Source organism: Paenibacillus sp. Marseille-Q9583 (assembly GCF_976954365.1).
On sequence record NZ_CDRJTB010000120.1, the window covers coordinates 1 to 8003 of the forward strand.

The 8003-nt window shown below is 39.8% G+C and carries 6 protein-coding genes; 4 read left to right on the plus strand and 2 right to left on the minus strand.

The window, feature by feature from the left end; translation table 11 throughout:
- Positions 1 to 46: 46 nt before the first annotated feature.
- From ACWNM1_RS29660 to ACWNM1_RS29670, 3 genes are all read left to right on the plus strand, one after another.
- A complete protein-coding gene (locus ACWNM1_RS29660; RefSeq protein ID WP_449603787.1) occupies positions 47 to 475 on the plus strand; it encodes an SRPBCC family protein in 429 nt (142 codons plus the stop codon).
- Positions 476 to 661: 186 nt separating this feature from the next.
- Positions 662 to 1159, plus strand: coding sequence for an LURP-one-related/scramblase family protein (locus ACWNM1_RS29665; RefSeq protein ID WP_449603788.1), 498 nt, complete (start codon positions 662 to 664; stop codon positions 1157 to 1159).
- A 387-nt stretch (positions 1160 to 1546) separates the two neighbouring features.
- Positions 1547 to 5032 carry an alpha-amylase family glycosyl hydrolase gene (locus ACWNM1_RS29670; protein ID WP_449603789.1) on the plus strand — a complete coding sequence of 1162 codons (3486 nt, stop codon included), beginning with the start codon at positions 1547 to 1549 and terminating at the stop codon, positions 5030 to 5032.
- Between the two features lie 82 nt (positions 5033 to 5114).
- On the opposite strand, the gene ACWNM1_RS29675 is transcribed toward ACWNM1_RS29670, so the two are convergent.
- Positions 5115 to 5708: a YdeI/OmpD-associated family protein gene (locus ACWNM1_RS29675; protein ID WP_449603790.1), complete on the minus strand. Its 594-nt coding sequence runs from the start codon at positions 5706 to 5708 to the stop codon at positions 5115 to 5117.
- Positions 5709 to 5896: 188 nt separating this feature from the next.
- On the minus strand, positions 5897 to 6817 hold the full coding sequence (locus ACWNM1_RS29680) for a phosphotransferase enzyme family protein (protein ID WP_449603791.1): 921 nt from the start codon (positions 6815 to 6817) through the stop codon (positions 5897 to 5899).
- A gap of 199 nt (positions 6818 to 7016) precedes the next feature.
- Between ACWNM1_RS29680 and ACWNM1_RS29685 the strand changes: the two genes are divergently transcribed.
- Complete coding sequence (locus ACWNM1_RS29685) at positions 7017 to 7895, plus strand: aminoglycoside phosphotransferase family protein (protein ID WP_449603792.1); 879 nt, start codon at positions 7017 to 7019, stop codon at positions 7893 to 7895.
- Positions 7896 to 8003: the final 108 nt, after the last annotated feature.

Here is an 8003-nt window from a genome sequence, read left to right on the forward strand (position 1 = left end):
TAATTACATAAATTAAAATCCTTATAAAAAAGGGGGAATGAGCAATATGGCAAATATCGAGCACTTACAGACCGTGAATGTTCCAGCTTCAACGGTATATGAAGCATTAACCACTGCAAAAGGACTTTCAGAAATATGGACAAATGAACTAATAGTCAATGATCAGATCGGTTGTATAAATGAGTTCCAATTCGGCGGCAAAGGTCTAACAAAGATGCGAGTTGATGAGCTTGTTACCGATAAAAAGATTTTGTGGCAGTGTGTTGATTCAGATCCAGAATGGATAGGTACGACAATTTCTTTTGATATGAAGGAAAAAAACGGGAAGACTTCAATCATTTTTCGTCAGATGAATTGGGAGGAAGTGACCGCATTTTATCGCGTATGTAATTATAACTGGGCTATTTTTTTGTACAGTCTTAAACAGTATTGCGAAGAAGGCGAGGGTCTTCCATATCATAAACGGAAGTTTTAGAACCATTGAAAACATGGATGGGTGACTAAAGTACATGATGGAATCATTCGTTCAACTAACGGGGAACGATAGTTCAATAATGAGAAGGCTAACGAAAGGTAGTTCTTGGTTAGGTGGCTATCTCTATTAATATCTATGATGAATTCTGCGCTTTAATAATATGCTTATATCGAAGGAGGCATTGTAATGAAGCAACTTTATATAAAGCAGAAGGTATTCAGTCTAAGTGGTAAATTTACGGTAAAGAATCAGCAGGAGCAGGATGTCTATTATGTAGAGGGCAGTTTTATGCAAATACCAAAGACTTTCTCCATTATGAATACAACAAGAGATGAAGTCGCACTTATTACGAAGAAGGTATTTAGTTTTTTACCGAAGTTTTTTGTTGAGGTAAATGGTCGAGAGGTGTTAACGATTAAGAAGGAATTTTCCTTCTTTAAAGCACGTTATACGATTGATGCGGCTGACATTGAGGTACATGGTAACTGGTGGGACATGGATTTTCAGGTCTTACAGCATGGTGTAGTTATAGGTAAAGTGAACAAGGAATGGTTTACTTGGGGCGATAGCTACAAAGTACAAATACTGGATGAGGAGATGGAGGCAATCATGATTGCGTTCGTTGTCGCAATTGATTGTGTAAAAGCTGACCAAGCAACTGCTTCCTCATCAGCTACGATTTAATTTAGGGGCATACAAAATAATAAGTTGATGGGAAATTCTATAAATAGCGGTAGTCTAAGATTTTAGTGTGCCTTGAACAACTGATGAATGAAAACGATTGAACTTATGTATTTAAACCATTGAATTTTTATATATTTAGCCTAAAGATGCATTGACCCGGAAAAGGTTGGAGCCTATAATCATAAACAGGGAAAATTCATTAGATATGGAGCTATCTGTAACCTGAGGATTTCTCAATAGTTCTATTTGTAAACGCATACAATGAGGTTTTTCCATATTTCCTAAGAAGGAGGAGATTGAATTAGTAAAATTGTTTCTTTTTTTCTCATTTTTGCAAACGTTTGCACAACGTAATTTGCACTTAAAATTAATGAGGAGGTTATTTAATTGGTACGAAAACAATCTAGGCGCTTTGTTTCTTGGTTGATCATTTTTTCGCTTATTTTTAGTTTATTTGGTTTATCCGGCGGGGCTTCAGCCAGCAGCACTGATTATACAGTCTCCTATACGAATACCACAGCATCTGCTGTGACACTGCATTGGACCACGAATAATTGGACGAATACTACGGACACAGTCATGTCTAAAAGTGGGACCACGTTTACGGCCAACCTCAATGTTCAGGAGGGTGCAACACTCATTTATTGTTATCACATCACAGCCCCGACGGATAGCTGGGACAGCAACGGAGGGAAGAACTGGACGGTAGTTATTCCGGTTGCTGGGAAGTACGAAGCTGAGAGTGCAGCCTTGTCAGGTGGCGCAAAAATAAATACGAATCACACCGGATATACCGGTACGGGTTTTGTTGATGGATACACAACCGTAGGAGCAACAACCACCTTCAATGTTCAATCTTCCGCTGCAGGCGCCTATAATGCCACGCTTCGCTATGCCAATGCGACTGGCAGTGCCAAGCAAGTTTCCATTTATGTGAATGGAGCAAAGGTAAAGCAGTCCACTTTAGCGAATTTGGCAAACTGGGATGCATGGGATGACCAAACAGAAACGCTCTCCTTACAGGCAGGAAATAATACGATCGCTTACAAATATGACTCGGATGATACTGGGAATATCAATATCGACTATCTAACTCTTTCAGCCACAGCAACACCAACCGTAACACCAACACCAACCGTGACACCAACGCCAACAGTGACGCCTACATCAACACCAACCGCAACACCAACAGTGACTCCTACGCCAACACCAACCATAACACCTACACCAACGCCAACTTCGGCTGGCTTAACGGTTCATTTTAAGAAACCAGCAAACTGGAGCTCAACGATCCGAATTCATTACTGGAATCTGAGTCCGACAACGGTTCCAACAAGCGGAGCTTGGCCAGGAATTCTGATGAAATCGGACGGAAACGACTGGTACAGCTATACTATTGCCAACGCTACCGGCACAAGCCTTATCTTTAATGATGGCAACGGCAAACAGACCGCCGATTTGTCCCGCAGTGTAAAAGAGGGCTGGTATTCCTCGGATAATGTGTGGTATGACGCTAATCCAGAAATTCCGAAGATCCCCGTGATTTCAGTCTCTCCTACGCCGAAGACATATGATTCTGCCCAAACTGTGAAGCTCTCCAGTATCAATACTGGCGATAACATCTACTATACGACAGACGGGTCGACACCAACGACATCTTCTACCTTATACACGGCTCCAATCCAAGTAGTCTCTACTACGACTATCAAGGCTTTTGGTGTAAACTCCATCGGTCAAGCAGGCAGTGTAGGCACCTTTGCTTATGTCATTGACCTAAATCTCGACCTGCAGGCCCCAACGATAACCGCGAATTTACCTGTTGGGAATTCAAGCTCTGCGGTTACCGTCTCTTTTAATATAAAAGATAACAAAGCAGCAACGACCACCGCATATTACACAGATAATGGGACTGAACCAACTACCAGTTCAAATCTCTATGTCGCGGGTAATGCTTTAACTGCTCTCGCAGGACCGTCAATTCTTATTAATAAGACGACGATACTGAAATTTCTAGTGGTTGATGGTGCCGGAAATGAAACGAAACAAAGCTTTGTCTATACGATTGGAAATAAAGGCGATTTTCGTGAAGACACCATTTATTTCGTGATTACTTCACGATTCTATGATGGTGATCCGAGTAACAATGTGCATTCATGGGAGGATGCCAAGGCAGGTAATCCAGATTCAGACCCAGCTTGGAGAGGCGACTTTAAGGGACTGATTCAAAAGCTCGATTACATCAAAGCGCTCGGATTCAGTGCCATTTGGATTACGCCAGTGGTGCAGAATGCCAGCGGGTATGATTATCACGGCTACCATGCGATTAATTTTTCCAAAGTAGATCCAAGGTATGAATCGGCGGGAGCCTCTTATCAGGAATTGATTAATGCAGCTCATGCCAAAGGGATAAAGGTTATTCAGGATGTTGTTGTGAATCATACCGGTAATTTTGGGGAAGAGAATCTGTTGCCTATGTTCAAAAAAGATCCGACTGCAGCGGACACCGTAAATAACATGCTTAAAATTACGGATAAACTGCCAGCTAACTATGATACGATGACCCCTGATCAGCAATATCAGGCCAGACTCGCAATCATGAAAAATGCGGAAACCAATAATAACATGTACCATACCGAAAAAAGTCTTTCCTGGGAATCTTACACCGTACAGACAGGACAGATTGCAGGAGACGCCGTGGACTTGAACACGGAAAATCCTGTAGTGAATCAGTATTTAATTGACAGCTATAATCAGTATATTGATATGGGTGTTGATGCTTTCCGGGTCGATACTGTGAAGCATGTAAGTCGGTATATTTTTAACAAATACTTTGTTCCTGCTTGGAAAACAAGAGGGGGCTCAAACTTCTTTGTCTTTGGTGAAGTGGCTACTCGGTACAGAGATGTATGGAATAGTGGGATTCCGGCAATATCGACTCCATTCTATACATGGAAAAGCTCGAAAGCCTATCCGGGTGATGGACAAAATGACTACGCTTCCAACAAGCTGTCAGTGGAACAAGAGTGGGCAGATAACTCCACTACAGCAGGGCAGCCAACCTCGAATAATGCTTTTTTAATAGGCAATAATTATCACGCGCCTGACTATTCAATGAAATCGGGTATGGATGTTATTGATTTCCCGATGCATTGGGCATTCAAGACTGCACAGGAAGCATTCAGTATGAAGAGCGGTGATCAGTACTATAACGATGCTACTTGGAATGTAACTTATGTTGACTCTCATGACTATGCACCTGACCAAGCCCCAGAGAATCAACGATTTGCTGGGACACAAGACACTTGGGCTGAGAATCTCTCGCTGATGTTCACTTTCCGGGGAATACCTGCGATCTATTATGGTTCTGAAATCGAGTTTAAAAAAGGATCAGTCATCGATGTAGGACCAAATGCACCACTTAGCTCAACAGGGCGTGCTTACTTTGGCGATCAAATTGAGGGTAGCGTTACTGTACAGGACTACGGTAAGTATACGAATGCTACTGGAACACTTGCCGATTCATTAAACTATCCTTTGGCAAAACATATTAGACAACTCAATTTAATTAGAAGAGCAGTTCCAGCCTTGCAAAAAGGCCAGTATTCCACAGAGAATGTATCCGGTGATTTGGCATTTAAAAGAAGATATACCGATAGCGCGAAAGGCATCGATAGCTTTGCGTTAGTTACGATCTCAGGAAATGCGACATTTACCGGAATTCCGAACGGAACTTACGTGGATGCGGTGACTGGCGATACCAAAAACGTTACAAACGGCACAATCACTCTGGTATGCTCTGGAAAAGGAAACGCTAGAGTGTATGTATTGAACGGTAGCGGTGGAATTGGAGTAACCGGAACCTACCTGAAGTAGTATAAAATCTTTTAGTAAAAAGAGAAGAAGCAACCTCAGTTCGGATTGTTCACCGATCTAAGGTTGCTTCTTCATATACAACTTAATCATTTAATCCTTTTCCATCCAGAATTTGCGGCATCCATTTTTCAACCCTAGATACTCGAGTTTTGGATTGCTTGGGTTCAGAAAAATGATGAAGGTATGCTCTTTGCCGCCCAGGCGTCAAGGCTTCAAAAGCATTTTTCAAGGCAGGGATTTCATCGAGTTTATTTTGAAACTCATCAGGAATGATGTAATCTGTATTCTTTTTGAATTCCACTTCCAAACCAGCTTTTTCAACTTCGATGGCTTCATAAATATATTCTTTTATGATGCTTTCTTTTTCAAGGATTTCTTGAACATTGGTGAACCGGATCTGGCGTGCAGCTTGTACATTCTCCGTTTGTTGAATCAGAATTCCATGGGTATCCTTTAATAAGACACCTTTATGAAATAGCAGTGCAATATATTCTTTAAATCCATGGATTAAGACTATGTTTTTGTTCTCAGACGTGTAACAAGGATGCATCCATTTAAAGTCTTCGGTCAACTCACAGTCAAGAACGATATTTCTCAACGTCTCGTATTCTTTCTGCCACTGTTTTACTTTCCTTAGAAATCCGTCCACCTTAGGATTCGTTTTACTATTAGTCATTAAGGAACACCCTTCTTCCTTGTAATCATATTAAGATTTCTACTTGCTTAGCTTGTCCCTTTTGTGGCTGATCTAATTGCATAGTTTGCATACAGACACTAGTAAAGCTAACATAATATTAGATGTCTCTTATGGAAATGGCTAGTAAAACTTATGTTAGCGAGGTATTTATGAACCGAATAGAAGTATCAATGTTTAATACAAACTTCCTGCCACTTCATAAGCCAGTGATATTGTTGATCGCAAAATTCTTTGGATATACATTGTAATCCTTGGCATTGTACTATTCTTGAAATAATTTGAAAATGTCTGATCGCAATAAAATCGAAAATCGCAAGAAGTTCCCTGTCGCTCAGTGTGCGTATTTTACTATATCCTTTATAAAAGCGTTCGTATAAACGTAAGGTTTGATCATACATCGATTCATGAAATTCATTAAAATGGGTATCATCACACATATATGCAACATCCATACTCGGATAATCACCTGAAGCGTCGTCAAAGTCAAAGAGAACATATTCGCCATGCTCGTTTCTGATCATATTTCCCGTATGAAGGTCACCGTGACAAAAGTTTTTGGGGAGCATAATGATGCGTTCCCATAATTCATTACCGTATTGCTTAAGTTCTAGAATTTTTTCTGGATCAAAATTGAGTTCTCTCATATTGGAGATATAGCCATCGATGTAATCAACTTTCGTCCTGTTTATAAGTTTATTGGGATATAGTTTCATTAGGTTATGGAGTTCTGCAATCTGATTTCCGATGCTTTCTGCCTCAATCTTAACCTGGGGCATTGCGCCCTCGACATAATCGAATAATATACCTACGCAGCTACCATCCTGACTACTAAGCATAATATGGCTATCATTTTCGACAGTTCTAACCACAGATACTGCTGGATATGAATTTGCTTTTAAATAATCTAAGATCTGGACCGTCTGCAAGGCGTCACCCGATTTAAAGTTACGGTATATTTTAAACATATACTTTTGTTCTTGGGTCTGTAAGAAATATACTTTGCCGATCATCTCTCGATGAAGTTCGATATTCTCTATGTTTATTTGATAGGCTCGCTTGATTTCACCGATAAGACTATCAATTTTCATAAGCTGAATTCTCCTTTGAGTAGAACTTGGGCTATATAAATTATCTTTACTGTATATCTAATATGTAAATACTAACGATAGCTTATGTCACAAACAAATATACGGAAGTATTTTACAATAATGACAAAGTTGAATATGGGCTGTTCAGCGATATTTTTTATGATAGGTGACAAATAACTTTTGTTTGGAGAGATATATATTGAATACAATTACCGTCGATTTAGTTGCAAGATTAATTAATGAACAATTTCCCGCGTGGTCCGATTTAGAGATTAGACCAGTAAAATTCAGCGGGAATGATAATCGAACGTTTCATTTAGGTGAGCATATGAGCGTGAGGTTACCAAGTGCAGCAGCTTATGCTCCACAAGTAGAGAAAGAGCAACTATGGTTGCCCATATTAAGTAAAGAACTCACGTTACCTATTCAAATACCATTAGTCAAAGGGAAGCCTAACGAAGAATATCCATTGCCGTGGTCTATCAATAAGTGGGTAGAGGGGGAGACATTAACGTACCAAAATATTAATGATCTTAACCAGTTTGCAAGAGATTTGGGAGCATTTTTAATAGAATTACAATCTATTGATGCTAGTGGGGGACCCTTAGCGGGAGAACATAATTTCTATAGAGGTGGATCTTTAGCGGTATATGATGAAGAGTCTAGACATGCGATAGAGCATAATAAAGATATTTTTAACGAAGATCTATTGAGAGAAATTTGGGAATTGGCATTAGCTTCTAAATGGAATTCCAAACCGGTTTGGGTTCATGGAGATATCGCACCAGGGAATTTACTAGTTCAAGATGGAAAGTTATCAGCGGTCATCGATTTCGGAATTTTGGGTGTTGGCGATCCTGCGTGTGATGCGGCAATGGCTTGGACCTTTTTTGATGAGGATAGTAGAAAGGTATTCAAGGATGTATTACAGATGGATGAAGAGACCTGGAATAGAGCAAGAGGATGGGCTTTATGGAAAGCATTAATCACATATAATGGAAATCGATATTCTAACCCAAAGGTAGCGAGAGAATCCTTAAATATTATCAATCTAATAGCAGATGACTTCGAATTGTAGAAATTACCCTACATAAAACATGTAAACTGACCCATACTAGTTCATAAGTATGATAATTTATGAACATTTAGCGACTGACAACGATTATCATATTAGAATTATTATAAA